Here is a 24,301-nt window from a genome sequence, read left to right as displayed (position 1 = left end):
GTTAACGGCTAGTATATGGTTTCAAATCCTCATTGGAAATGTCCCAATGAGAGGCATGGTAAGTACATTTACCTCCATCAATAACTAAAATTTGGGGCGATTGATGTTCTACTTGAAATGTTTCAGCAATTTGATTAGAAATAGGTCGAAAAGCAATTAAATCTAATAAATATGCTGGGGTATTATCTTGATCCCAAGCCCTTTCTAGTCTATTTAAGGAAGTGGCGGAGATAGAACAACGGGTGCTATGTTTAAAAATAATGACAGGTTGTTTTTGAGAATCTTCTAAGATTTGAGCTACTTGCTGAGCGTCGTTTAATGTATTCCAGTTCATAAGAATGATGCAGGTTTTCTGCTTATTTCGTAATTTTAAAGATTCACCTTCAAATTTAAGAAAAACTTGAGAGTTTGGCTGTATTCTTTTGCCTTGTTTTTGTATCGTCAAACCCTGAGAGGCTTGTCAAAGTTCCATCCCAAGGCTAAACGTTGGAATCAAGGTCAAATGGAAGTTTGGCAAGGTCTCGAAAAAACGTTTGCTCATCAAGTTCAACCCGTTGCTTGGTTTCATACAGCCTCTTTGGGGGAATTTGAACAGGGAAGACCCATCATTGAAGCTTATAAAAAGCAGTTTCCTTCGCATTTTATTTTAGTAACTTTTTTTTCGCCGTCTGGTTATGAAGTTCGTAAGAATTTTTCGGGAGTGGATTTCGTTTCCTATTTACCCATGGATGGCGCAAGGGCAAGCCAGCGTTTTTTAGACCTTGTAAAACCATCTTTAGCCATTTTTGTCAAATATGAATTTTGGCATTTCTACCTGACAGGATTAGCCAAACGACAGATTCCCTTATTGCTAGTATCTGCGATATTTCGACCCAAGCAAGTATTTTTTGCTTGGTATGGTGGTTTTTATCGTAACATATTGAGGCAGTTTACTCATTTGTTTGTCCAAGATGCGGCATCGAAAGATTTATTGGAAAGTATTGGAATATCTCATGTGCAAGTAGCAGGAGATACTCGATTTGATCGGGTTTATGCTCAGTCCAAGCAAGTGAGTTCTTGGGATTTATTAGATGAATTTTTAGATGGACAAGCCTTTGCTGTCTTGGGATCCGTTTGGCAAGCCGACATGGATCGAATAATACCTTTGATCAATAAACAATCGTTACCCATCAAATGGGTCATTGTCCCGCATGAAATCCATGAAGCTGAATTGGAACAATGGAAACGTGCTATTACTTTACCAACTGTTTATTCTAAAGGTAGTTCAACAGAAGACTTAGCTAAACATCAAGTAGTATTAGTGAATGAAGTTGGTCGCCTATCTTCGATTTACCAAGGTGCCGATTTCGCTTTTATTGGTGGAGCTTATGGTGCTGGATTGCACAATACCTTGGAAGCCGCCGTGTTTGGTCCCGTCATCGCTTTTGGAGATCAGAATTACTTGAAATTTAGAGAAGCTTGTGCCTTATTGGAAGAGGGTATCGCTCAAACTATTTCTACCACCGAAGACTTAGAAAAATACTGGTTAGGCTTGTGGAAAAATCCCGATCAAAGAGCGCAAATTAAGGCTAAATCAGAAGCTTTCATTGCAAAAAATATGGGTGCGACGGATGCCATCATGCACATTTTAATGAACTTACAACATGACTGAGTCTAAGAAAAAAGGATTGATTGTTCGCTCCACGGGTTCTTGGTATGAAGTTCGTTCGGAAGAAGGAAAGGTATATCATGGGCGATTGAAAGGGAAATTTAAACTAAAAGGTCCTCAAACTTCCAACCCCATTGCTGTGGGTGATTGGGTTATGTACGAAATGGAGGATGAAGTACATCAAACGGTTTTAATTGTGGAGATTTTACCCCGACAAAACTATTTGATTCGTAAATCGGTCCATAAAACGGGCCAAGGACAATTGCTGGCCGCCAACATTGATCAGGCAATATTTATCATGACTTTTAAGATGCCTAAAACTTCTTTAGGTTTTTTAGATCGATTTTTAGTCACAGCTGAGGCATTTCGTATTCCGGTACAAATCGTGTTCAATAAAATGGATTTGCTGAATGAGGAAGAACAAGATCAGGTTTTTGAATGGGCAGGATTATATCAATCATTGGGCTATGGAATATTGTTTACCTCCATACCTAAGGAGCAAGGGATAGAAGAGTTTACTGAGATGTTTCAAGGTAAAGTATCTTTAATGTCTGGCCATTCTGGGGTAGGAAAATCCAGTTTGATGAATATCGTAGCCCCAGATTTACATATCAAAACCAAAGAAGTATCTGATTTTGCGGAAAAAGGAGTTCATACGACTACCTATTCCACCATGTGGGAATTGGGGAAAGATACCTATTTGATAGATAGCCCTGGGATCAAGGAATTGGGGATTTTGGAAATAGAGAAAGAAGAATTGGCGCATTATTTCCCAGAAATGCGTGAACTACTTGGCCAATGTAAGTTTAATAATTGCATGCATTTGTCGGAACCGGGCTGCGTGGTGCGAGAAGCTTTGGAGCAGGGAGATATTGCCGAGTCTCGGTATTTTAGTTATTTGAGTATGCTTGAAAATAATGATAATAGACGCTAAACCTAAAAAAACGATGAACAAAGAATTATTATGGGGGATTGATTTGGGGGGGACAAAGATTGAATGTGCGGTTTTGGAAAAGAAGAATCCAAGCCAAGTAGTACTAAGAGAGCGGATTGATACGGAATCAGCCAAGGGCTATGATCATATCATTGCACAAATTAAGATTTTGGTTGACCGAGTGACGGGAATCATCGGCGAAAAGCCCAAGGCCATTGGATTTGCTACACCAGGTGTGTTAAATCCCTTGACCAATACCATGAAAAACTGCAATACCGTTTGTTTGAATGGACAAGCCTTAGCGACGGATTTAGCGAATACATTAGGCTGCGAGGTAAAACTAGCGAATGATGCCAATTGCTTTGCTTTGGCGGAAACTTTGTTGGGGGCAGTACAAGATGTTAACCCGAATGCGGAAGTCGCTTTTGGCGTTATTATGGGTACAGGAGTAGGAGGAGGCCTCGTGGTTCACGGAAAGATTATCAATGGCCTACATGGCATTGGTGGAGAATGGGGTCATAATATTTTAGAAGATGATGGAGATGCCTGTTATTGTGGTAAATCGGGATGTGTAGAAACCGTAATTTCAGGACCTGCTTTAGAGAAATATTACGAAAAGCATTCTGGTAAAAAAATGAAGTTAAAGGAGATTTTACAGGCTGCCAAGGATCATTCGGATTCAGCTGCTGAAGCGACCGTGGAGCGTATGGTGGATTATTTCGGAAGGGCCATTTCCACTTTAATCAATGTAATGGACCCAGATGTGATTGTGATTGGAGGAGGAGTGGGCAATGTCGATTTATTGTATTCTGAAGGCTACGAGCGTATTAAAAAGTATATTTTTAATTCCAGAGAAGTACATACACCGGTGGTTAAACCTAAATTGGGGGATAGCGCAGGGGTATTTGGAGCGGCGATGTTGTATAGTTAGTGGCAAAACCTTTGGGGTACCAACTACATATGTCTCAGACGCCGGTACATTATTCCAAAAGTGGAGAGATAGGTCTGATTTTGTCAGACATATATACTAGTTAGGCACAAGCCTGTGAAACCGACACCGACAGAAAATAAATCGACAATATGACAGAACAAGAAATTAAAAAAGGAGTTAAAGAGGTTTGTGAAATTTCGACAGAAATAGCAACTCTCTATGCCGACAATAATGCTTTAGTAGCAAAATTAAATTCAGTCCCACAAGACGAACTACAAAAGGCTTCCGATTATTACGCTTCACGCTCAGGTGTTATTGTTGACTTAAGAAAAGACGTTTTAAAATTTCTTAAAGAGGGAAATAAACTCGACTTGTCAACACTTGAAGGCTTCATTGTTAAACATAAGACAGGAAAAGAGAATCAATATCGTGCCTACAAAAACTATTTTTCGATTTTCTTTCCAATCATCACTTTCTACGGACACAATCCAATAAGAAAATTTATTGATGATTTTATTTCTGAAATAATCAATCGACTTGATTTAAATGGAAAAGTAAAGCAAATATACTTTGACTTCCAAGGAGCAAGACAACAAGGAAGCGATAGACTGTGGTTTGCAATATTCAACAACAAACAAGCAACTCAATCGACAGGCTTACAAATTTTCGCTGACTTTCATCACGGTACAATTAATTACGGTGTTTACAGACATTCAGACGAATCATATTTAAAAGGTCCGATTGAAGTATCTCCTGAAAATTTTGATTTTGAAGAGATGATAAAGTTGTATTCGGACAACAAAAACTTGATAATCGATGATGAGCCGATAAAGGATAAATTACTGACTATTCCTCTCAATCAAAAAAGACTTTACAAAATATCGCATGGCTCCTTTAAAACAAAAGCTAATGAAAGTATAAGAGATGTATTTAAAGAGAATCAATGGATAGTAATTCATGAAAACACCGGAAAAGGACAAGCAGAAGCCTTTAAAAATGATTTAACAGAAGGCGACTATGTTTACATTACAATAGGCGGAAATGAGTTATTTACGATTGCAAAAGTAAAAGCTGGTTCTTGGGGCTATGTTCCCGAAGATATAACTGATGAAAATGGATGGATATATAGAGAAGTTGAATACATTAAATCAGCGACAAACCCTGACCCTTCTCCTTTAAAATCATTCAAAGAGTTTATTTATCCAAGTGGGAACAGCACGTTTACAGAAATTACAATTGATAAAATAGAAGAGGCAAACACAAATATTTTTGAGCCTCATTTTGGAGTAGAGTTTATTTCCGAAGGTGCTACAAAAATTAAGGTGGAAGGAGAATTACAAAAGCACCCGAACAATATTATCTTATTTGGCCCTCCTGGCACAGGTAAGACTTACAATAGCATTGACAAAGCAGTTGAAATTGTTACAGGTATTAAAAGTAATCATGAGGAAAGCAAAGTGGCTTTTGACAAGTTAAAAAAAGAAGGACAAATCGAATTTGTTACATTTCATCAAAACTATTCCTACGAAGATTTTATGGTAGGAATAAGACCCGATATTGAGTTCGAGCATTTACGATTCAAACCTTACAAAGGAATATTTTATGAGATAGCGAAAAAAGCTAGAGAAAATTATTTTGCTTCAAAAGAACAAACGGCATTAGCTAAATCTTTTGACCAAGTTTTCAATGAAATCATTAAGCCAATTGAAGAAAAGAATGAAAGCGTTGAAATTACAATGGTTTCGGGTTTAAAATACAAAATAACTGATGTAAGTGACACCAGGATTCATTTTACAAAACCATCTGGCGGTACTCAGCACACTTTAAGTATTCAAACACTTCAAGATGTCGTTGAAGGGATTAAAGAAGTTACTTCTGGACTTGCCGCCTATTATTATCCTCTAGTAAAACTTATCCAAGAAAAAAGAACACCAGTAGGCAACGGACAAAAAGAGAAACTTAAAAATTTCGTCTTAATCATTGATGAAATTAATCGTGCGAATATTTCAAAAGTATTTGGAGAATTAATTACACTTCTAGAAGAAGACAAAAGAATTGATGCAAAAAACGAATTGCGACTTACATTACCAAACGGAGATAAAGAATTTGGCGTATCGCCAAATCTTTATCTTGTTGGTACGATGAATACCGCTGATAAATCAATAGCTCTTATCGATATTGCTCTTAGGAGACGTTTTGAGTTTGTTGGATATTTCCCTGATTATAGTAAGTTGGAAGAGAGTGATGGCGTTTTTCTCAAGCACATCAACAAGGAAATATATTCTCGTAAAAAATCGGCTGACTATCTAATTGGGCATGCCTATTTTATGACTGGTCTCGACACATTCAAAATTATTAAAAACAAAATTATTCCGCTTCTTATGGAATATTTTTCAGGTAAAACTGAAGTTGTCGAAGAAATATTTAAAAATAGTTCGTGGAGTATAAAATATGACATTGAGAAATATGATTGGATTATTCAACCGATAAGTTAATGTTTACTCTATTTGAATATGGCGAACAGATTTCCGTAAAAGACAGAAACGGTCTTGAGGGATACTTGCGTTTTATATGGCAAGATTATAAAAACCTATGGGTTGATGAAAATCAAGAAACAGAAAATTTAAATGGCTCAAATTATCAACCTTTTATTTCTTTTGATGGCGAAAAAGCTAAAGCAAATAATTTTGTTGGCTTTATAAATTGCAATGATGATTCTTTAGAAATATATCCAAAGGTTTTTCAAAATATACAATATCCAAATAAGGATTTAATGCATAGGCATTTGTTCTTTTGGTTTAGTTATTGTAAAAAAATAAAATTTCCCTTTAACCAATCTTTCCTAGACAACTTTGAAATCGACCGATTCCCTGAATTAATTATTTATTTAATCGGAAAACAAATCAACGAAACTGTAAGTGCAAAACCTTACTCGGCCTATGAGGAAGTAGAAGAGGCATTATTGACTCCAAGAGGAAAAATTAATTTTAATAGATATACAACAAGCTTATCGTATGGCAGACATCAATTTATTGATTGTGATTATGAGCCTTTCGTTTACGACAATAAAGTCAATAGAATTATTAAACATTGTGTTCGACTTCTATTAACACAAACGACAATATCTGAAACGCAAAGAATACTTCATGAAATCATTCATATACTTGACGAAGTTGAAGACCAAACCTGTACAATAAATCAAATGAATCAAATAATAGTACCGACTTTATTTGACGAGTATGAAGATGTGATGCAATGCTGTAGGATGATTCTTGAAAATCAAATTTATTCTCACGCTGAATATGAAATGAAAAATTGGAGTTTACTTTTTCCTATGGAATATGTATTTGAAGATTTCATTTCGGGATTTCTAAAAGACCATTTTAGCAAAGACTTTGAAATTGAATCCCAAAAATCAGAACTTTATCTTCATCAAAATCCGAAAACATTCAACCTACAGCACGACATTCTATTGACAAATAAAAAGACCAAAGAGAAAATAATTATAGACACAAAGTATAAGCCTAGATGGGATTTAAAGACAGCTGACAACAAAAAAGGCGTTTCGCAGACAGATATGTATCAAATGATTAGTTACGCATATCGAAGAGGGACAGACAAAGTAATTCTAATTTATCCGAACACCTCTGAAAAATTAGCAGAGGATTATGTTTTCAAAATTCAGAAATCAAATCAAAATGAGGAAATAAAAATCAAAATTGTTGACGTGCCATTTTGGTCTTCGGTAGACCATTCAGAAATTGAAACAAATTTATTAATCAAGCTTGACAATGTATTACACAACGACTTTTAAACAAGCAAGACAAGAAGGCCAGACGCCTAACAGCACCTACAAGAAAGTGTCGATTTAGTGCTTAAATGAAGCTTTGTGCTTCGTATCAAGTTTGATGATAAAATTCACCACTTCGCCAAGCCCCAAATCGTTAATAGAATATCACTTCACAAAAAAAGCTCATTAGATCCCCTAATGAGCTTTTTTTGTGAACTTTAAATCAAGAGCTAGACTTTTAAGAACCATTTTTTGCGATAAAATACGTAGCAAATAATCCAGCAAAGCAGTACAAAGCTGATGGCATAGGCCAAAGAGCCATTGTATTTACCTAATACAGGTTCAAAAATGTGCCAATACATCCAATTGCTGGCCGAAGTAGTGCCATCACCTTCAGCTATTTGCCATTTGTTTAATTGAATGGCCAAGAGCTCTGAAATACCATAGGCTAAAATAGAATTGGTCCCAAAGACCAAGAAAAATGTATTGGCAAACTTCCTTTCTTTGATTTCAATCCACCAATAGATCAATGCGATTAACAGGAAGTCGATGCCAGCACATAGTAATACAAATGAACTTGACCATAGCTTTTTGTTGATCGGAAAGGCTAAATCCCAAATCAAAGCCAAGACAATAAGACCTGCGCCAGCACTCACCAAAGGAAATGTTACTTCTTTGCCATCTACCCTTCTTTTCTCTAAAAACAGACTTACCTGATAACCAAATAAACAGGTAGAAAAGGCAGGCAGCGTACTTAAAAGTCCTTCTGGGTCAAAGGCAATACCATCTCCGTGATATAAATGAGAAGGACCAAATAAGAATAAATCAAGCTTACGAACAGCATTGGTACCTAAATCAAAGGCCGCACCATGGTCGCCAAAAACGAGCATTAAAATCCAGTAGAGCAATAGAATGGCGACATTCACTGCAGTAAGCCACTTTTCTTTGACAAGCAAAACAATGAATGAAATGGCACAATAAGACAGCGCTATCCTAGGCAATACGTTGAGGAAACGCATATTTTCAAAAGAAAAATCTAGGAATGGAAAGTAGAAAATAAGGTAATTGATGAGGAATAATAAGACCGTTCTTTTTAAAATCTTATTCCTTAATGCCGGTGTCAGTTGGAATTGAAACGACTTGAATGCAAAGCGCATCGCTACACCCACCATGAATAAGAAGGAAGGGAAAACTAGGTCGGTTGGAGTGAATCCATGCCAGCTAGCATGTTTTAATGGAGCGTAGGTAAACTCCCCATTTCCAGAGGTATTCACCAAAATCATCATGGCTAAGGTGATACCCCGAAAAATGTCTAAAGAGAGAAAGCGTGTTTTCATGTAGGTTTAGTTTGAAAAATAAAAAGGAATCACTTGCTGGGTGATTTTGTCCGTAAATCTAAAATAATATTTGCCAGAAACGAGGGGAGGGGGATAAAAATCTTGTTGGGTATTGGTCCATACAAATTCATGAATAACAGCGCCCCAATTACTAATTAGCTCCACTTTGATCTCCGTAGCTAGTTCTCGATCTAAATGAATAGCTTCTCCTAAGGACAGCACATTGGGATAGATTCGAATCTTCGGCTTTTCCAAAGCAGCAGTACTTAGAATGGGATTTAATAGTTTATCGATTCGGTTAAAATTGGGAACTCCATATCCCAAAGAATTGTCGGGATTGTTACTTTGATGGCCTGACTGCCTTATGGCATTCATTATTTGCCATGGAGATTTGGTGGGGTTAGCTTGAAGCGTTCCTGCAACCAATCCTGCTATAAGGGGAGCTGCAAAGGATGTTCCATTGGAGGTGCTAAACGTTCCTAAGTAGGTACCTATAACGGTTGATTGACCCATGGCGGCCACATCCGGTTTAATTCGTCCATCGGAACTAGGTCCCCAAGAGCTAAAATTAGCTCGAAGCATGGATTTATCAACCGCAGCCACGGCTAAAATGGAGTCGGCATCGGCAGGAGACGCTATATATTTCCAAGCCGCCGCCCCATCATTCCCAGCTGAAATGGTGCAAATGATGCCCCTTTGCGCTGCCCAAGCCGCCGCTTTACTGCTTAAGGCCGTTTTGCCATTCATTTCGGCATAGGTATGATTGCTTAATTTAAGATCAAATACGGTGTAGCCTAGAGAAGAACTAATGATGTCGGTTCCTAAACTATCTGCCCATTCAGCTCCTCGAAGCCAGTTGACCTCTTCCACTATTTTTTCTGTGCCTCCTTCTTCGGTTTGGGCTAGTGCTAACTGGGCTTGATAAGCAGTGCCAATCAATTTTCCAGGCGTATATCCAGCAATAGTACTCAAGACATGCGTTCCATGTGAACCTCGACTATATACGTCGGTCAAACCAGGCGTTGTCGTTAGGGTGGCGATGATTCTTTTTTCGGTAAAAGCTTTTTGAAGATAAGGGGTATTGTTGGCATTTAAGAAGCCTTCGTCCAACAAGGTAATTAGGACGCCCTCACCATGAAAACCCTTCAGATGCATGTTATTAACCCCCAATTGACTAATCTGTGTGCTGGAATTTCCATAATCTAAACTATCAGCCAAGGTGATGGATGCTTGGGCTAATTCGGGGAGTTTAGGTTTTTTCTTTAAAATCTGAAAACTAGAACTGGAATCAATGGGGTAAGCATAATATAAACCTTTGACGCCAGCCTGGCTTAAGGTCTTAGCCAAATCTTTGGGCTTTTGTTGAATGAGAGCACCATTGATCCATTTTAATGGAAATACTATTTTGGCACCGCTTTTTTGAACGTTTATGAGATATTCGGGGTTTACAGGTAAGTCTTGTTCTTGTAAGGCAATCTTAAATTTCCTTCTACGTTCTATCGATCGAGTGCTAAGGAATTTATCAGGTTGAGATAAAGAATATGGAGAGTTAGCTTTGTCTTTAAATAAAATGAGGTATCGGTAGCTGTCATTCTGAGCCAAAGTCTGGGTGCAGGTTAACAGTAAACTGATAAAAACAAGGAGATACAGCGGTTTAATGCAAGACATTAAGCTAATATATTTAATTAATGTGTAAATTTGGTTGTTTCAAACAGAATTTGATGAAAAGCGCTAGTCAACGTTTTTTCTTGGTGCTCTTGTCGGCATGGCTTTTGATAGGTCATGTGGGCTTTGCTTACCGTATCTCAGATTGTTTGATTACAGGAAAAAAGAAGCTGACTTGGTCCGCTCCGTCGTCTCCCCAATCTTCTTCCTCATCCAAAGAAACAAGTATTTCTCGGGCAGCTTGTTATGAATATGCCCATATTCAGGTCAAATTTAGTTTTGATCAGCAAATCAAAAAGGTTCAAAATACCCTAGATCAAACACAGCTTTGTTCGGAGGTGTTCGTTCCAGCGTTTTCCAATCAAGCTACGTTAGTTGGCACTGATCAGGATGAGCCACTTCAAGAATTAACTTATTTAAAGCCGCTGCAGGAGCGACTGGCTTTTATACAGCGTTACAATATTTGATTGGGCTAAAATTCAGATTGAATTTTTTCTCATTCTTATTGTAATCTTATGTCAATTCACCGAATTATATTGTTGGGATTGCTTTTTACCTTCACGGTAGCATTGCCCTATAGCTTTGGACAAGTGGTTCAAGGCCGAGTTATGAGCTTAGATGCTCAAGGAAATATGGAGGACCTAGTGGGTGCTTCCGTTTATTTTAGACCTATTAAAAAAGGAACTTTAACTGATGTTAAAGGGGCCTTTTCCTTGGATGTACAAGGTAAAATAGGTTGGATGCTTTTTAGCTCAACAGGGTTTATTAGTGATTCCATTTTTGTAGAAAACAATCAATTTTTACATGTTCATTTAAAAGCGGCAAACAAAGAGCTGAATGAAGTACGCGTTGTTGCCGCACCAGGAAATCATGATGATGTAGCGACGCTTCATACAGAAATCTTAACGATGAAGACATTGGCCAAAGCTGCCTGTTGTAATTTATCGGAAAGCTTTGAAACCAATGCGTCTGTATCCGTCAGCTTTGCGGATGCTGTAACTGGTGCCAAGCAGATTCAATTGCTAGGATTATCAGGTACTTACGTGCAAACGAATGTGGAAAATATTCCCTCCATTCGCGGATTAAAAACCACCTATGGCTTGAATTATTTACCGGGTACTTGGATTAAATCCATTGATTTGGCGAAAGGTCAAAGCTCCGTAGTTAATGGTTATGAGTCGATTACCGGAGGAATTAATGTGGAATTAGCCAAGCCAGATACATCAGAAAAGTATTTTTTGAATGTGTATACCAACTCACAAGGTCGTTTTGAGATCAATCAACAAGGGGCACATAAATTCAACTCGAGATTGTCCACCGGACTTTTTACACATTATTCGAAGCAAGCAGCTCGTTTGGACGGAAATAAAGACGGGTTTATGGATTTGCCGCTTTTCGACTTATGGAATGTACTGAATCGTTGGAAGTATTCTACGGATCGTTGGATGGTTCAATGGGGGGCTTCGTATTTATATGAAAACCGTTTGGCAGGTCAAAATAACTTTGATGAAAATACGTCTAATCGTTTTTTAGTATATGGATTTGGAAGTAATACCTCACGATTTGAGACCTTTGCCAAAATTGCCCGATTATTCCCGGATAAACCTTATCAAGGATTAGGTTTGATTTTGAATACGGCTCAGCATCAAAATGACTCCTATTTTGCCTTCAAAAATTATGTGGGCAGAGAGCAAAGCATGTATGCCAATTTGATTTATCAATCCATCTTTGATAATACCAATCATAGCTGGAAAGCAGGAGCTAGTTTTTTATATGATTCCTACCAAGAGCGTTACATTGACTCATCTTTTGCTCGAACGGAGATAGTACCGGGTGCATTTTTTGAATACACGTGGACGGTACCTAATCACCTAACGATGGTGTTGGGTAATCGGATTGATTGGCACAATCAATTTGGTGCGCAATGGGTTCCAAGATGGCATTTGAAGTGGGATGCGGCAGAAGATTGGATCGTGCGATTATCAGCAGGAAAGGGCTGGCGACGGGTGAATCCTTTGGCAGAGAACATGGGTTTTCTAGCTAATGGTAGGAGATTGGTCGTTTTAGGAGACCAGAATCCTATGGAAAAAGCATGGAATTTTGGGGCTACTTTGACGAAGAATTTTCAAATTGGGACAAGAAAAGGAAGTCTAGTGTTGGATGCTTTCCGTACGGATTTTGAAAAGCAATGGATGGTGGATATGGAGAATGGGGGTGAGATTCGTATGTATACTAATCCAGGAGTATCATTTGCAAACAGTTGGCAGGCAGAATTAAATTATAGTCCTGCGAAACGTTTGGAGTTGAAGGCAGCTTACCGCTACCAAGATGTTCAGGCTGATTATTTGACTTTGAAAGGGACCTTAAATCGCTTATCTAAGGCCTATTTGAATAAGGATCGGGTATTGGTTAACATAGCCTATTCCACACCATATGAGAAGTGGAAGTACGATTTGACTTGGCAATGGAATGGTAGCCGAAGAATTCCGAACGGAAGTTTAGCTCATATACATGATGTGGGTAGTCCAACATTGACGGCGACAGCTTTTTCCACGGTATATGCACAAGTCACTCGCCAATTCAAAAAGTGGGAAATGTATGTAGGTGCTGAAAATCTGTTTAATTTTACTCAACCGAATCCGATTATGTCGGCCAAAGATCCTTTTAGTCGAGGGTTTGATGCTACCATGGTGTGGGGGCCTATTGTAGGTCGGATGATTTATACAGGAATGCGTTATAAAATTCAATAAATAGAAAAACAATGAAAAATGTAATCATGATGGCAGGTCTTATGTTGGGAACATATGGCTTGATGGCACAAGAAAAGCAAGAGCATAAGCACGACACCAGCAAAGCGGGTGCGGATAAGAAAGAAGTATATCAATGTCCGATGAAATGTGAGGGAAACAAGACCTACGCTAAAAAAGGGAAATGTCCAGCTTGCACCATGGAATTAAAAGCAGTTAAAAAAGCAGCCTAATGAAAAAACTAGTTTTAGCGGCCCTTTTGGCTTTGCCTTTTGCAACCTTGGCGGGGCCAAAACAAACGGTTAAAATCAAAACCTCGGCCATATGTGAAATGTGCAAAGAGCGCATCGAGAAGAATTTAGCTTTGAGCAAGGGAATTTCTAAATCAGACTTGGACTTGAAAGACAAGACTATTTCGGTAGAATACAATCCTAAAAAGACAGATGTGGCAGCTATCAAGCGAGCCATTGCTGAAGTGGGATATGATGCCGATGAAGTTGTAGCTGATAGCAAGAGTTACGAGAAACTACCTTCTTGCTGCAAGAAAGGTGCTGCTACTATGGCTCATTAATTCAGGTAAAAAACTCAACATCAACGCTCTTTTTCTAACGCTGGCAAGGTTCCAAACCTTGACAGCGTTGAGCGTTGTAACGTTTTTCAACACAATTTTGTTGTCCAATAACTTGATAACGTTGGATTAGTGAGCTTTCATGCTTAGGGCTATTCGCTTGCGAGCTTCATCTACTTCAGTGACAGTGACTAGTACTTTTTGCTGGACTTTCACCACTTCATTCGGGTCTTTAACGAATTTGTCGGCCAGTTGGCTTACATGCACTAAGCCATCTTGATGTACTCCAATATCCACAAAAGCACCAAAATTGGTGATGTTGGTCACAATACCTGCTAGCTTCATTCCTACACGTAAATCCTTAATGGAGTTTACCCCCTCCGTAAATTCAAAAGCCTCAAACTGCTCTCTAGGATCACGACCGGGTTTAGCCAATTCCTGAACGATATCGGTCAGGGTAGGGATTCCTACTTCAGCACTTACGTATTTACTTATTTGTATTTGCTTTCGTAAGGCTTCATTTTGAAGAAGATCAGCCACTTTACATTGTAAATCCTTGGCCATTTGCTCTACAATGGCATAACGTTCAGGATGCACAGCACTGGCATCCAAAGGATTACTCGCTTTTCGAATACGTAAAAATGCGGCGGCTTGTTCAAAGGCTTTTTCCCCTAAACGAGGAACTTTCTTTAGATCAGATCGACGTAAGAAAGGGCCATTTTTTTGTCGGTAATCCATGATATTTTGGGCTAACTGCGGTCCTAAGCCAGAAATATAGGATAGGATTTGTTTGGAAGCGGTATTCAACTCAACGCCTACCGAGTTAACACATGAAATGACCGTATCATCCAAAGATGCCTGTAATTTCTTTTGGTCTACATCATGTTGGTATTGCCCTACGCCGATCGACTTAGGGTCAATCTTCACTAATTCGGCTAAAGGATCCATGAGTCGGCGACCAATGGACACCGCTCCACGAACGGTAATGTCTTTATCGGGAAACTCTTCTCGAGCCACATCCGAAGCAGAATAGATGGACGCTCCACTTTCATTCACCATAATGATGCTGATACCTTCTAGTCGGAGATTTTTCACAAAACTTTCACTCTCTCTTCCTGCTGTACCATTACCAATGGCGATGGCTTCTATGTGGTATTTCTTCACCCAAGAACGTAGCGTTTGCTCGGCTTCTTGTGCCAGACCTGGTCCTGTATGTGGGTAAATGGTGGTATTCTCAATCAGATTACCTTGTTCGTCTAAATAGACCAGTTTGCAACCTGTTCTAAATCCTGGATCTAAGGAAAGGATGCGCTTTTGTCCCAATGGAGCGGCCAACAGTAATTGACGAACATTTTCGGCAAATACCCGAATCGCTTCTTCATCGGCTCGTTTTTTGGCCTCTGCTCGCATTTCTGTTTCCATGGCTGGTTGCAAGAGTCTTTTGTAGCCATCTTGTATGGCTAATTCCACCTGATCAGCACAAGCATTACGACCCGTTAGGAATCGGCGACCCAATCGGTCTAATACATCTTTGTCAGGTCCTTCTAATGATAGTGTCAAAATGCCCTCATTTTCCCCGCGAAATAAGGCTAATACTCGGTGGGAAGGTGCTTGGGCTAAGGACTCTGACCAATCAAAATAATCTTTGTATTTAATGCCGACTTCTTGTTTGCCTTTGCTGACTTTGGATTTTACCTGAGTTTTTCGAGCAAAAAGCTGACGCGCATCTTCTCGGGCTTCGGCTTTTTCCATCATTTCTTCAGCCAAAATATCCCGAGCACCTGCTAAGGCGACATCCAAAGAGAGGACGCCTTTTTCTTCATCTAAAAACTTCTCGGCTAAATCATCTGGCGAAAGATTCCTTTGCTGAAATAAGGTATTGGCTAATTCCTGTAAACCTTTTTCTCGAGCGGCCATTGCACGGGTCTTACGTTTAGGCTTATACGGTAGGTACAGGTCTTCCAGTTTAGCCAAGGTTTCCGCGGCACGAACAGCTCTTTCTAGTTCAGGGCTAAGTTTATTCAGCTCTTTTAAAGATTTCAAAATCGCTTCTCGGCGCTTTTCTAATTCCATGGAAAGCTCCATAGCATCCCGAATATCGCGGATTTGAACCTCATCTAAACTCCCCGTCATCTCTTTTCGATAACGGGCAATAAAGGGAATGGTAGCACCTTCTTCTAACAGGGCAATGGTTTTACGAACGGCATTTTCGCTTAGCTGTAAGCTAGCGGCTATTTTTTGAAAAGGAATGGACATAAGAGAAATAAGAAACAGGCCTTGATTTATTCGTTAGTTTCAGGGAATTCATTGTAGAAATACCCAGCGAACTTCCAGATTTCCTGGATTTCAGTGCCTAGGATAGGATAGGGGTCGTAGAGTTTGTTGGTCGACTTTAAGATCAATACATTTTTCTCTTGTAAGTGGTTGATGACTTTTTTCAACACTACCCCGTCTTCGCGAGTCACTACGATACAGATGGTGCCATCTTTGATGTCTTTCCAATCTTCTACGTATTCGGCAAATACCAAAGAGCCAGATTGTAAAGGTAGCATGGAATCCCCTTTGATCGGAAATACACGGTATTTACGGTCTTTGGTTAAAAATGGAACTTGAAAAGTCGGTAATTCTTTGATAAACTCTAGGTCGTCATAGGAGGTAGTATATCCTGCCAAAGCTTTCACAGGTACCATCTCAATATTTTCCTCATTATCGCCGTTAACCGTGGTGGCTAAAATACGTAGCTTAGGTTTGTTGGATAAGCCTGGGATTCTTTTGGCTAAATCTTCCTTGAGTAATTCGTCCACTTCAACCTCGAAAAAGTTGGCCAGCAAGATCAAATCCGCATATTTTGGTTCCGCTCTTCCAGACTCATAAGAGCCTAAAGTCGGTTTTTTTATTTGTAAGATTTCAGCCAGTTTTTCTTGGGAAGTTTTCTCCGACATTTTGCTGCGTAAGAATCGTAAATTCTGGCTAAAAAAAGTGCTCATGTATGTTGCTTATTAATGTAAAATGAATAAAATTCGTATCCAATTTTGGATGTCATTTGTTTCGAAATTACAAAAGGTATTCAGAATACCCAAATATCTATCAATTTTATGCAAGAGCGCGCCATTGTTCATATGGATTTGGACAGTTTCTTTGTTTCTGTCGAAAGACTACGCGACAGTGCTTTGGTCGGTAAGCCCGTGATTGTCGGGGGCTTATCTGATCGAGGTGTCGTGGCGGCTTGTAGTTATGAAACTCGTGCTTTTGGCGTACGCTCTGCCATGCCCATGCGGATGGCCATGCGACTTTGTCCCGATGCCATTGTCTTACGAGGCGACCTAGAAGCCTATTCCCAATATTCCGAAGCGGTGACCTCCTTGATTATGGATCGCGCGCCTTTGGTAGAAAAGGCTTCCATTGATGAGTTTTATTTGGATATGACGGGTATGGAGCGCTTTTTTGGCGCCTATCGTTTTGCGACCGATTTACGAGAACGTATTCAGAAACAAACAGGTTTACAGATTTCTTTTGGTTTGTCTGTCAATAAAACCGTATCTAAAGTGGCCACCAACTATGTGAAACCTGCGGGTCAATACCAGGTGTTGGCGGGAGAAGAAAAGGCTTTCTTGGCACCTATGCCCGTGGGAAAAATCCCGATGATCGGGTCGGTGACGGCTCAAACATTGCGAAATATGGGAATCGTACATGTAGGAACCTTGAGCCAAATGCCCTTGAAAGTGCTGGAGCGTAGTTTTGGTAAGTCGGGCGTGATGCTTTGGGAGCGTGCCAATGGGATCGATCTGCGACCTGTGGTACCTTATTCAGAACAAAAGTCTTTGTCGAAGGAAGTGACCTTTGATCAAGACAGTACCGACGTGGTTTTGTTGAGACGGATATTAGGTTCATTGACGGAGCAGTTAGCCTATGATTTACGGGGTTTGGGACAATGTACTTCTTGCGTGACGGTAAAGTTGCGCTATTCCAATTTTGATACGCATACTCGACAAATCACCTTGCCCGCTACGGCCAGTGACCATCGTTTGATTCCGGCAGTGGTGGAGCTATTTGAAAAGCTCTATGATCGTCGCTTGCTGATACGTTTGATTGGGGTGCGTTTCTCGAAATTATTGCAAGGGCAAGAGCAGTTAAATCTATTTGATGATGGTGCTCGTTTGGCACCTCTCTACCATGCCATGGATGGTTTAAAAAATCGATTTGGAGAATTTTCTATCGTACGAGCCAGTGGTCTCATGGGTCGCCATGAACGCCGTAATATCTTACCTAAATCGGAGAATTAATGTACCTCAACTGCCACTCTTATTATAGTTTGCGTTATGGAACACTGTCTCCCGAGGCTTTGGTGGAGGCAGCTGCGGCGCAGGGTATTCAGGTTTTGGCATTGACCGACATACACCGAGTATCAGGAATCTATGATTTTTTTCAGGCTTGTCGAGTGGCCAACGTCAAGCCCGTGGTGGGTATGGAGTTTCGGCAGGGAGATGCTTGTTATTATATTTGTTTAGCCAAAAATGCTGCTGGATTGGCTCAAATTAACGCTTTTGCGAGTCAACATCTCTTGACTTCTAAGCCTTGGCCAGACAGGCCGCCTAGTTCACCCGATGTGTGGACCATCTTTCCTTTGGCACGTCGAGAACAAGTCAAAAGCTTAGGACCCCAGGAACGTTGGGGAGTCAGAGCCAGTGATCGAAACAAATTGTGGAAAGAGCAAGATTGGGCTTCTTTGGTTTGGTGTCATCCTTTTACCTTTTTGGATAAACGAGCATTTTCCATGCACCGTTTGTTGCGGGCGATCGACCATAATGTGTTATTGAGTAAGCTACCGCTGGAGGCACAAGCCCAAGACGATGAACGTTTGTATAGCCCAGCGGAATTGGCGGGTTTTTGTGCTGACTTCCCGAGTTTGTTAGAAGAAGCTGAGCGGATCTTGGAGAGCTGTGAATTTTCTTTTGAGTTTAAGGTTAGCAAAAACCGGAAATTATTTAGTGCTAGTCAGGATGACGATCAGGCTTTACTGGCTAAACTAGCCTATGAGGGGATGCTTTACCGTTATCCTCATTCCCCCAAAGAGGCAAAGGAGCGGATCAAAAAAGAGCTTCAGGTGATTCATGACCTTTCTTTTGAGTCATATTTTCTGATTACTTGGGACATCATTCGTTATGCCCGTTCGAGGGGGTATTTTCATGTGGGACGGGGTAGTGGTGCCAATTCCATTGTGGCTTATTGTTTGGGAATTACGGATGTGGATCCCATTGAGCTGGATTTGTATTTTGAACGTTTCATTAATCCCCACCGAACAAGTCCCCCTGATTTTGACATTGATTTTTCCTGGGATGAGCGCGATGAGATTATTGATTACATTTTCAAGCGATATGGGTCGCAATATGTTTGCCTGTTGGCTACCTATGTGACCTTTCGAGATCGTTCGATTTACCGGGAATTGGCCAAGGTCTTTGGTTTACCCAAAGCGGAGATCGATGCTTGGATAGCCCCAACGGCCGAGTTGCGGCAGTCGAATTCCCAGATTCATCAATGGATTATCAAATACGGTAATCTATTGATTGATTTCCCGAATTACTTGAGCATTCATGCCGGTGGCATATTGATTTCAGATCGACCGTTGTCGGAATATACCGCCTTGGAGCCTATGCCCAAGGGTTTTCCTATTTGTCAATTTGATATGTATGTAGCCGAGGAAATTGGTTTTGCGAAGTTTGATATTTTATCTCAACGAGGTTTAGGGCATATCAAAGAGGCGGTGGAGATTATTCGTCAAAACCGTGGGGTCGACATCGATATCCATCGGGTGGCAGACTTTAAGCGTGATGAGCGGATCAAAATGCAGTTGGAAAGTCATGAAACGATGGGCTGTTTTTATGTCGAATCTCCAGCCATGCAGCAGTTAATCAAGAAGTTGCATTGTTCGGATTACCTGACTTTAGTGGCAGCTAGCTCCATCATTCGTCCAGGGGTGGCTAGCTCGGGTATGATGAAGGCTTATATTGAAAGGCATCATGCGCCTCATTCGTATCAGCCCGTGCACCCGTTGATGGGGGACTTGATGAAGGAGACTTATGGGGTGATGGTGTACCAAGAGGATGTGATTAAGGTGGCGCATTATTTTGCGGGTTTAAGCTTGGCGGAGGCGGATGTCTTACGCCGAGGGATGTCGGGCAAATACCGTTCCAGAGGAGAATTTGAACGTATTCGGGAGCAGTTTTTTCTGAACTGTGCTGAAAAAGGCTATGAGGAGGCGGTGGCGAAGGAGGTATGGCGACAAATGGAGAGTTTCAGTGGTTATTCGTTCAGTAAGGCGCATTCGGCCAGTTTTGCGGTGGAGAGCTACCAAAGTTTGTATTTGAAGGCATATTTTCCTTTGGAGTTTATGGTGGCAGTGATTAATAATTTTGGGGGTTTTTATCGGACGGAGTTTTATGTGCACGAGGCACGCAGGGCAGGTGGATGGGTGGAGGCGCCTGAGATCAATGAGAGTGATTATTTGACCCGTTTAGACGGCCAAGTGGTGTATTTGGGTTGGGTGCATGTCAAAGGCCTGGAGAAAGGATTGATACGGGAATTATTGGAAGCTAGAAAGCAGGGCCCTTTTCTATCTTGGGAGGATTTCGGTCGGAGGGTGAGTTTGGGTTTAGAGCAAGCCATTATTCTGATTCGCGTGGGGGCCTTTCGGCGATTAGGAACCGGGAAAAAAAATCTGATGTGGGAGGCTCATGCTCGTTTTCAAGGAAAGGTGTCTGAGGTGGTGGCTATGGAAATGTTTGAAGATAGTACGGAGATTGGGGTTTTGCCTACGCTGGTACATGAGCCGCTGGAAGATGCTTTTGACGAGTGGGAAATCTTGGGTTTTCCCCTCTGTTCGCCTTTCGATTTATTAGAAGAATGGCCTGTCACGAGTTTGGATGCTCGCTTGTTGGCCGACCGAGGCGAAATCTTGGGTTATTTGGTGACCTTAAAACCCACTTGGACGAAAAAGGGGGAGCGGATGTATTTTGGCTATTTTTTGGATGCCCAAGGTGCCTTTTTTGATACGGTGCATTTTCCTTCAGATTTAAAGAGATATGCTTTTAAGGGCGGAGGCGTTTACTGGATGCAGGGGCAAGTCATGGAGGAGTTTGGTCACCGCTCTTTGCGGGTCTTACAAATGCGCAAACTAGGCTGGAAAGCGGATCCGAGGTATTAGGAATGTAGAATGTAGAATGTAGAATGTAGAATGTAGAATGAAGAATGAAGAATGAAGAATGTAGAATGAAGAATGTAGAATGAAGAATGTAGAATGAAGAATGTAGAATGAAGAATGTAGAATGAAGAATGTAGAATGAAGAATGTAGAATGAAGAATGAAGAATGTAGAATGAAGAATGAAGAATGTAGAATGAAGAATGAAGAATGAAGAATGTAGAATGAAGAATGAAGAATGTAGAATGAAGAATGTAGAATGAAGAATGTAGAATGAAGAATGAAGAATGTAGAATGAAGAATGTAGAATGAAGAATTGTCAAGGCCAAAACCGGCACTATTTTCTACTTACACAATTTCGAGATGGTGCCTGAAGACAAGTCATTTATACCATTAATTCTACATTCTTCATTCTACATTACCTTAGCTTATACGCCACAATCGATTTTTTGAAAAAAGTAGGGACATAGACCATGCGCTGCTCGGGGTTATAACCAATGTCGGCAGTATTGTATTTTTTTTCACGCGTATCCAGCATCGTAGTTAATTTACCCGCTTGATCCATGTAGTAAATTAAGCCTGGCCAACAAGAAACCACGAAATCTCCATTGCCAACTGGCTCAATGCCATCTCCACCAATCTCCGTCGTAGCGACAGGTACTAGTTTTTTGTCGGAACCCGCTTTGAAGACAACATTGGCTGTCAGCATATACAAATCATCACCTACCGCTTTAAGCCCATTAACTCCTTTGAGATCACTTAAATAGAGGGCTGCTTTCCCATTTTCAATGCGGTGAACTTTCCCCAATTTTGAATCAGAGACATAGATAATCCCCTCCTTGTCAACCGTGATGTCGTTCAAGCCAGTAGCTCCTTCTACAGCAATTTTCGACGTAATTTTTCCAGTAGCTAATTGGATAAGGACCACTTCTGAGACATCAGCCACATACAATTGCTGTTTCCAAATCCCCATTCCTTTCGGTGCATTTAAGCCAGTAACCCAAGAGGCGTTTAGAATTTTACCATTTTGATCTAGTTTGGCAATTTCACCTTTGCCATCTACGTCCCAAGGTTGACCATCAATGAGTGCGGCATACAGACCACCTTGGTGGTATAAAACCGACTCAGGTACGGCGAGTGTGGTATCACTTTCCCAAACTTTTTCTAAGGTATGTTGGGCTAGACTTGTCCAAGAAAGTAACGTGAGGAGTAAAAGAAGTAGGTTTTTCATAATAAAATGGATAAGTAGAATCGATATTGATGTCAATTTGAATTTCAATATACAAAATTTTGCTACATGAGATGATCAGCTAATTGGCAAAATCCTCAAAATCCACTAGGTGATTAATCTAAATGCTTAGTCTAATTTAAATACGACCCGTACTTCTGTCTCGACTGAAATCTTCTCAAATTCAATGTCAATAGGCGCCAGACTATCACTTTCTGAGGAATTTTTGGAAGCTTTCATTGGTATAGCTAGCATACGGTTATTGTATGGACTCATGACATTGGAATTGTCGGAAATATATAGTGCTTTTCCAAATGATTGATTCAACGGTTTTGTCATAGCTAGCGCTTGCATGCTGGCCTTTTTGATGGCTCTACTTTTCAATGTTAAAAGCAGTGATTCCATGTTAGCGTATTCTGTTTTTTCTACGCTGATATTGGAAATATTTATTTGTTCCAAAGCCATCATCACTTTACCAGCCATGATTGCGTTATATACGATTAGGGTATAATTTTTACTTTTTTGGATCTCTTGTTGTCTTAAAAAATACTTTTGAAAATTGCTCGATAAGTCTTTTAAAACCAGTTGTTTATCGGTCGCTATTCCCAAGGACTTTAATCTGGTATTCATGTTGTTTTCTAATTCTTCTAATGATATTTTACCTTTCGTATCCTTTTCTGAAATGGTGATATTCAGATAAATTCTGTCTGGACTAACGAGCGTATCTACTTTGGCCGTAGTCTCTATATGGGCTTGATCAATGAAGTTTTTCGTTTGCGACATACCCCAAAAAGGGATGAAAGGAAGCAAAAATAAGGGAAGTTTTTTCATGTGTTAAGTATCTAAATTAGGCGTGTGAATGATGATTGAAAGATTCCTGTTTTTAACCGAGTGATATGTATTTATACCCTATGTCATGGAGCCAGGAAGGGAAAACGTTAACTCCTTTAATTGGAAAATATTGCTTCTCCGAATGTTAATAAATTATGATCTGGATCAAGCAAAGAAAATTCTCTTTGACCCCAAGGCTTTGTTTCTAAAGGTCCATTGGGATGAATTTTTACATGTTTGTCTAGGAGTGATTGATAAAAATCAGCGATACCTTGGGTTCTAATGTATACCTGTCCATCGTTTTCATACGGATTCAAGTCCTTGAACTCAAAAAAATGGATTTGAATTCGGTCTTTTTGTATCATCAAATAGCCTTCATAATCTGTTTGACCCACTTCTTGAAATCCTAGCTGTAGAGTGTAATAGTCTCTGGTAGCTGTTTTATTTCGCATGGGTAATTTTGGATGGATGTCGATGAGCATAAGCAATGTATTTATTTCAATAAGGTAGTTTTTTTTGCTCGAAAACCACGAACCATTCATCAAAATAGGGATGTATGATGAGAGGATTTTATGCAAAAAGTTGGGTTTGTACTCCTACATTTTTGACCTTTTGCGCCCGCATGTTTGCACTTTCAAAGGGCTTAAAAAAGGATTTAATCTCTTCACTCGACATGGGAGCTAACCAATTCCTTTCTTGATCAGCCGAAAGAATGAGAGGCATTCGCTTTTTGGTATTATGTATGGTCTCCATGAGCTCATTGGCTGGAGTCGTAATGATGGAAAAAGAGGGTTCAAGAATTCTTGTTCTAGGATTCTGCCAAATGGCATAAATGCCAGCCAAAGCGAATGGACCATTTTCTTGAAGATGTATGTGGTATTCGATTTTTTCTTTACCCACATGTTGCCATTCATAAAAGCCATCAACGAGTACAAGGCAGCGTTGTTTTACGATGGAAGGCTCAAACGAGGCTTTTTCAAAAATGCTTTCTGATTTAGCGTTTAGGGTATTTTTGGGTAAATCTTGGGCTTGTTCTTCACTGGCCCAGGCGGGAATCAGGCCCCATGGAATTAATTGGATGAGTTCTGGTTTAGATTGCGTGATGATGGGTAATGCAGCTCGTGTAAATCCAGATATTTTCCCTTTTTTAGCCAATGATTCATCGTATTTCGCCTGTGCTTTAAACCTGTTTTCCAAGGCTTTATTGGAGCTGGTTTGGTCGGTGTAGTAACACATGGGAGAAAATTGTAAATGGTAAATTATAAATTATAAATGGGGAATTGTGAATGCCTGAATGACGTTGACCGTTTTATGTCATTTATACTTGATTAGTATTCAAGTATTTTTTGTTTAGCATATAGCTTGATTTAAATTTAATAGTTTTTTTTCAAAAGCAATAGGTGACATTCTATTTAACTCAATATGA

The 24,301-nt window shown here is 40.0% G+C and carries 20 protein-coding genes; 11 read left to right on the top strand and 9 right to left on the bottom strand.

Features of this window, described 5'->3' with window-relative positions; translation table 11 throughout:
* Window position 1: 1 nt before the first annotated feature.
* The gene (gene ytxJ, locus G9H65_RS13050; protein ID WP_166375781.1) at window positions 2-334 is read right to left on the bottom strand and encodes a bacillithiol system redox-active protein YtxJ; all 333 of its coding nucleotides are present in this window, start codon (window positions 332-334) and stop codon (window positions 2-4) included.
* 123 nt (window positions 335-457) lie between these two features.
* On the opposite strand from ytxJ, the gene G9H65_RS13045 reads away from it, so the two are divergent.
* From G9H65_RS13045 to G9H65_RS13025, 5 genes are all read left to right on the top strand, one after another.
* Window positions 458-1,651 carry a 3-deoxy-D-manno-octulosonic acid transferase gene (locus tag G9H65_RS13045; protein ID WP_166375780.1) on the top strand — a complete coding sequence of 398 codons (1,194 nt, stop codon included), beginning with the start codon at window positions 458-460 and terminating at the stop codon, window positions 1,649-1,651.
* Window positions 1,644-2,582, top strand: a complete 939-nt coding sequence (gene rsgA, locus G9H65_RS13040) for a ribosome small subunit-dependent GTPase A (RefSeq protein ID WP_166375779.1) — start codon at window positions 1,644-1,646, stop codon at window positions 2,580-2,582. The genes G9H65_RS13045 and rsgA overlap by 8 nt, the downstream gene beginning before the upstream one ends.
* A gap of 13 nt (window positions 2,583-2,595) precedes the next feature.
* The gene (locus G9H65_RS13035) at window positions 2,596-3,513 is read left to right on the top strand and encodes an ROK family protein (protein WP_166375778.1); all 918 of its coding nucleotides are present in this window, start codon (window positions 2,596-2,598) and stop codon (window positions 3,511-3,513) included.
* Between the two features lie 149 nt (window positions 3,514-3,662).
* On the top strand, window positions 3,663-6,008 hold the full coding sequence (locus G9H65_RS13030; protein ID WP_205753316.1) for an McrB family protein: 2,346 nt from the start codon (window positions 3,663-3,665) through the stop codon (window positions 6,006-6,008).
* On the top strand, window positions 6,008-7,327 hold the full coding sequence (locus G9H65_RS13025; RefSeq protein ID WP_166375777.1) for an McrC family protein: 1,320 nt from the start codon (window positions 6,008-6,010) through the stop codon (window positions 7,325-7,327). The genes G9H65_RS13030 and G9H65_RS13025 overlap by 1 nt, the downstream gene beginning before the upstream one ends.
* A 206-nt stretch (window positions 7,328-7,533) precedes the next feature.
* Here the strand turns inward: G9H65_RS13025 and G9H65_RS13020 are convergent, their stop codons facing one another.
* Both G9H65_RS13020 and G9H65_RS13015 read right to left on the bottom strand, forming a co-directional pair.
* The gene (locus G9H65_RS13020) at window positions 7,534-8,640 is read right to left on the bottom strand and encodes an acyltransferase family protein (protein WP_166375776.1); all 1,107 of its coding nucleotides are present in this window, start codon (window positions 8,638-8,640) and stop codon (window positions 7,534-7,536) included.
* A 6-nt stretch (window positions 8,641-8,646) separates the two neighbouring features.
* Entirely contained in the window at window positions 8,647-10,308 is a 1,662-nt protein-coding gene (locus G9H65_RS13015) for a S8 family serine peptidase (RefSeq protein WP_166375775.1), read from the bottom strand.
* 53 nt (window positions 10,309-10,361) lie between these two features.
* Here G9H65_RS13015 and G9H65_RS13010 point away from each other — a divergent pair, with 53 nt between their 5' ends.
* Genes G9H65_RS13010 through G9H65_RS12995 form a run of 4 tightly spaced genes read left to right on the top strand, consistent with a single transcriptional unit; the run spans window position 10,362 to window position 13,623 of the window.
* Entirely contained in the window at window positions 10,362-10,772 is a 411-nt protein-coding gene (locus tag G9H65_RS13010) for a hypothetical protein (RefSeq protein ID WP_166375774.1), read from the top strand.
* A gap of 48 nt (window positions 10,773-10,820) precedes the next feature.
* Window positions 10,821-13,055 (top strand): TonB-dependent receptor plug domain-containing protein, encoded by a 2,235-nt coding sequence (locus G9H65_RS13005; protein WP_166375773.1) that lies wholly within the window; start codon window positions 10,821-10,823, stop codon window positions 13,053-13,055.
* An 11-nt stretch (window positions 13,056-13,066) separates the two neighbouring features.
* On the top strand, window positions 13,067-13,285 hold the full coding sequence (locus G9H65_RS13000) for a heavy metal-binding domain-containing protein (RefSeq protein WP_166232825.1): 219 nt from the start codon (window positions 13,067-13,069) through the stop codon (window positions 13,283-13,285).
* Window positions 13,285-13,623, top strand: coding sequence for a heavy-metal-associated domain-containing protein (locus tag G9H65_RS12995; protein WP_166375772.1), 339 nt, complete (start codon window positions 13,285-13,287; stop codon window positions 13,621-13,623). The genes G9H65_RS13000 and G9H65_RS12995 overlap by 1 nt, the downstream gene beginning before the upstream one ends.
* A gap of 126 nt (window positions 13,624-13,749) precedes the next feature.
* On the opposite strand, the gene G9H65_RS12990 is transcribed toward G9H65_RS12995, so the two are convergent.
* Both G9H65_RS12990 and G9H65_RS12985 read right to left on the bottom strand, forming a co-directional pair.
* Window positions 13,750-15,876, bottom strand: a complete 2,127-nt coding sequence (locus G9H65_RS12990; RefSeq protein WP_166375771.1) for a Tex family protein — start codon at window positions 15,874-15,876, stop codon at window positions 13,750-13,752.
* A gap of 26 nt (window positions 15,877-15,902) precedes the next feature.
* Window positions 15,903-16,607, bottom strand: coding sequence for an XRE family transcriptional regulator (locus G9H65_RS12985; RefSeq protein ID WP_166375770.1), 705 nt, complete (start codon window positions 16,605-16,607; stop codon window positions 15,903-15,905).
* A gap of 108 nt (window positions 16,608-16,715) precedes the next feature.
* Here G9H65_RS12985 and dinB point away from each other — a divergent pair, with 108 nt between their 5' ends.
* Window positions 16,716-17,903, top strand: a complete 1,188-nt coding sequence (gene dinB, locus G9H65_RS12980; RefSeq protein WP_166375769.1) for a DNA polymerase IV — start codon at window positions 16,716-16,718, stop codon at window positions 17,901-17,903.
* On the top strand, window positions 17,903-20,821 hold the full coding sequence (locus G9H65_RS12975) for a DNA polymerase III subunit alpha (protein WP_166375768.1): 2,919 nt from the start codon (window positions 17,903-17,905) through the stop codon (window positions 20,819-20,821). Before dinB ends, G9H65_RS12975 begins: the two co-directional genes overlap by 1 nt.
* Before the next feature lie 413 nt (window positions 20,822-21,234).
* Here G9H65_RS12975 and G9H65_RS12970 read toward each other — a convergent pair whose 3' ends face one another.
* The 4 genes from G9H65_RS12970 to G9H65_RS12955 form a co-directional block, all read right to left on the bottom strand.
* A complete protein-coding gene (locus tag G9H65_RS12970) occupies window positions 21,235-22,047 on the bottom strand; it encodes an SMP-30/gluconolactonase/LRE family protein (RefSeq protein WP_166375767.1) in 813 nt (270 codons plus the stop codon).
* A gap of 126 nt (window positions 22,048-22,173) precedes the next feature.
* Window positions 22,174-22,875 (bottom strand): SIMPL domain-containing protein, encoded by a 702-nt coding sequence (locus tag G9H65_RS12965; RefSeq protein ID WP_166375766.1) that lies wholly within the window; start codon window positions 22,873-22,875, stop codon window positions 22,174-22,176.
* 116 nt (window positions 22,876-22,991) lie between these two features.
* Window positions 22,992-23,357, bottom strand: coding sequence for a bleomycin resistance protein (locus G9H65_RS12960; RefSeq protein ID WP_166375765.1), 366 nt, complete (start codon window positions 23,355-23,357; stop codon window positions 22,992-22,994).
* 88 nt (window positions 23,358-23,445) lie between these two features.
* A complete protein-coding gene (locus tag G9H65_RS12955; protein WP_166375764.1) occupies window positions 23,446-24,111 on the bottom strand; it encodes an SOS response-associated peptidase in 666 nt (221 codons plus the stop codon).
* Window positions 24,112-24,301: the final 190 nt, after the last annotated feature.

This window comes from Aquirufa ecclesiirivi (assembly GCF_011250515.1).
In the GTDB taxonomy this organism is placed as follows: Bacteria; Bacteroidota; Bacteroidia; order Cytophagales; family Spirosomataceae; genus Aquirufa; species Aquirufa ecclesiirivi.
The sequence above is the reverse complement of the archived record's forward strand: the minus strand, read 5'-3'. Positions and strand labels throughout refer to the sequence as shown.

Bases quoted from the DNA above. Each gene is read 5' to 3' on its own strand.
- G9H65_RS13030 (WP_205753316.1), top strand. From the start codon at position 3,663: ATGACAGAACAAGAAATTAAAAAAGGAGTTAAAGAGGTTTGTGAAATT.
- G9H65_RS12955 (WP_166375764.1), bottom strand. From the start codon at position 24,111: ATGTGTTACTACACCGACCAAACCAGCTCCAATAAAGCCTTGGAAAAC.
- G9H65_RS13015 (WP_166375775.1), bottom strand. From the start codon at position 10,308: ATGTCTTGCATTAAACCGCTGTATCTCCTTGTTTTTATCAGTTTACTG.
- G9H65_RS12970 (WP_166375767.1), bottom strand. From the start codon at position 22,047: ATGAAAAACCTACTTCTTTTACTCCTCACGTTACTTTCTTGGACAAGT.
- G9H65_RS12995 (WP_166375772.1), top strand. From the start codon at position 13,285: ATGAAAAAACTAGTTTTAGCGGCCCTTTTGGCTTTGCCTTTTGCAACC.
- G9H65_RS13035 (WP_166375778.1), top strand. From the start codon at position 2,596: ATGAACAAAGAATTATTATGGGGGATTGATTTGGGGGGGACAAAGATT.
- rsgA (WP_166375779.1), top strand. From the start codon at position 1,644: ATGACTGAGTCTAAGAAAAAAGGATTGATTGTTCGCTCCACGGGTTCT.
- G9H65_RS13000 (WP_166232825.1), top strand. From the start codon at position 13,067: ATGAAAAATGTAATCATGATGGCAGGTCTTATGTTGGGAACATATGGC.
- G9H65_RS12965 (WP_166375766.1), bottom strand. From the start codon at position 22,875: ATGAAAAAACTTCCCTTATTTTTGCTTCCTTTCATCCCTTTTTGGGGT.
- ytxJ (WP_166375781.1), bottom strand. From the start codon at position 334: ATGAACTGGAATACATTAAACGACGCTCAGCAAGTAGCTCAAATCTTA.
- dinB (WP_166375769.1), top strand. From the start codon at position 16,716: ATGCAAGAGCGCGCCATTGTTCATATGGATTTGGACAGTTTCTTTGTT.
- G9H65_RS13025 (WP_166375777.1), top strand. From the start codon at position 6,008: ATGTTTACTCTATTTGAATATGGCGAACAGATTTCCGTAAAAGACAGA.
- G9H65_RS12960 (WP_166375765.1), bottom strand. From the start codon at position 23,357: ATGCTCATCGACATCCATCCAAAATTACCCATGCGAAATAAAACAGCT.
- G9H65_RS12990 (WP_166375771.1), bottom strand. From the start codon at position 15,876: ATGTCCATTCCTTTTCAAAAAATAGCCGCTAGCTTACAGCTAAGCGAA.
- G9H65_RS12975 (WP_166375768.1), top strand. From the start codon at position 17,903: ATGTACCTCAACTGCCACTCTTATTATAGTTTGCGTTATGGAACACTG.
- G9H65_RS13010 (WP_166375774.1), top strand. From the start codon at position 10,362: ATGAAAAGCGCTAGTCAACGTTTTTTCTTGGTGCTCTTGTCGGCATGG.
- G9H65_RS13005 (WP_166375773.1), top strand. From the start codon at position 10,821: ATGTCAATTCACCGAATTATATTGTTGGGATTGCTTTTTACCTTCACG.
- G9H65_RS13020 (WP_166375776.1), bottom strand. From the start codon at position 8,640: ATGAAAACACGCTTTCTCTCTTTAGACATTTTTCGGGGTATCACCTTA.
- G9H65_RS12985 (WP_166375770.1), bottom strand. From the start codon at position 16,607: ATGAGCACTTTTTTTAGCCAGAATTTACGATTCTTACGCAGCAAAATG.